The organism is Rhodoblastus sp. (genome assembly GCF_041915505.1).
GTDB lineage: Bacteria > Pseudomonadota > Alphaproteobacteria > Rhizobiales > Beijerinckiaceae > Rhodoblastus.
This window is the reverse complement of the sequence record NZ_JAYSBG010000533.1, coordinates 1-1,513: the sequence shown is the minus strand read 5'-3', so window position 1 is coordinate 1,513 and position 1,513 is coordinate 1. Positions and strand designations below refer to the sequence as shown.

The window sequence follows — 1,513 nt, the reverse complement described above, 5'->3', positions numbered from 1 at the left end:
TAGAGACGCCGCATTTCGGCGATGTCGTCGAATGAGGGCAGGCCGGCCTCATTGCCGAGATGTTGAACCTTATAGGCCGATGCGGCGCGGGCGAAATCGAAATGTTCGGCCCAGCGCGCGGTGCGGTTCTGCAGATAAGAGGCGAGATAGGCGCCGTGGAACACGTCGCCGGCGCCGGAGGTGTCGCGCACATTATCCTCCGGCACGGCCAGCGCCGCCATGCGCGAGATCAATCCGTCCTCGTCGCTCCACAGTAGCCCGCGCTCGCCCTCGGTCACGGCGGCGATCTTCACGCCGCGCGCGGCCAGATAGCCGAGCGTCTCCAGCGCGGTCAGCTTGAGCTGCGCGCAAAAAGCCTCGGACACCACCGCGACGTCGATATTGTGCAGAACCTCTTCCGTATTGGTCCGCACGGCGCCGCCGTCGAGCGAGGTGAGCAGGCCCTTTTCCCGGAAAGCCTTGGCGTAATAGAGCGCGGCGTCGGCCTGATGGCCGTCGAGATGCAGGGCCTCATAGCTTGACACGTCGAGCTTCATGAAGGGGCGCAGGTAATGCGAGTCGCGCGCGCGCAGAATGGCGCGCTTGTTGCCCTTGGGCAGGACGAAGGACAGGGAGGAGCGCGCCACTTTGCGCGGATAGAGCGAGACGCCGTATTTATGCGCCATTTCCCAGAACATCTGGCCGAGCCAGTCGTCGGCGAGCGTGGTCAGCAGATCGGGCTGGACGCCCAGCCGGGCGCAGGCGAACGCGGCGGTGACCGCGTTGCCGCCAAAGGAGACCGCATAATCCCGCGCCACCGATTTCTCGTCGCCGGTCGGCATGGAATCGGCGATCATGGTCATGTCGATATAGGAATGTCCGACAAAAAGGGCTGTCACGGCAGGCTCTTCGAACGGGAGGGCGCCAGGCGCGCTTGATTCCGTGATTTATTCACAGAATCCGCGCCTTGTCTCCGGCTAAAGCCGCGCCTGCGCTTTCGCAAGGCGGGCCTTGCCGCCCGGGGCTTGAACCGCGTCGCTGCTTGCGCGATGTCGCTTGCAAAACCCCGTCAGGACACCAAGCTCATGGCCGATCCCAATTCCTCCCTCGTCTCCCTTGTCTCCAACGCTGGCGAGCGCGCCGCCGAAACCCCGGTGTCCTCGCTGTTCATCGGCCGCTGGTCGTCGCGCGCCATGACCGGCGAGCCGATCCCGGACGAAGTCCTGTTCGCCTTGTTCGAGGCGGCGCGTTTTGCGCCCTCCAGCTATAATTCCCAGCCGTGGCGCTTCGCTTACGCGCGGCGCGGGGAGGCGGCCTTCGACAAGCTGTTCGCCTGCCTCAGCGAGAACAACCGAGGATGGGCCGGCGAGGCCTCCGCTCTGGTGCTGGTCGCCAGCAAGGCTCGCTTCACACCGCAGGGCCAGAGCGCGCCGATCGAATCGGCCAGCGCCTCCTTCGATACCGGCGCGGCCTGGGCCAGCCTCGCGTTCCAGGCGCGGTTGTTGGGCTGGACCACGCGCGCCATGGCCGGATT

At 65.7% G+C, this 1,513-nt stretch carries 2 protein-coding genes; one reads left to right on the top strand and one right to left on the bottom strand.

From position 1 onward, the window contains the following. Positions 1-878: PfkB family carbohydrate kinase (locus ACE3S9_RS19490; RefSeq protein ID WP_374548133.1), on the bottom strand; the 878-nt coding region annotated here is incomplete at its 3' end. 186 nt (positions 879-1,064) lie between these two features. On the opposite strand from ACE3S9_RS19490, the gene ACE3S9_RS19485 reads away from it, so the two are divergent. After that, on the top strand, positions 1,065-1,513 hold a 449-nt coding region (locus ACE3S9_RS19485; protein WP_374548132.1), incomplete at its 3' end, for a nitroreductase family protein.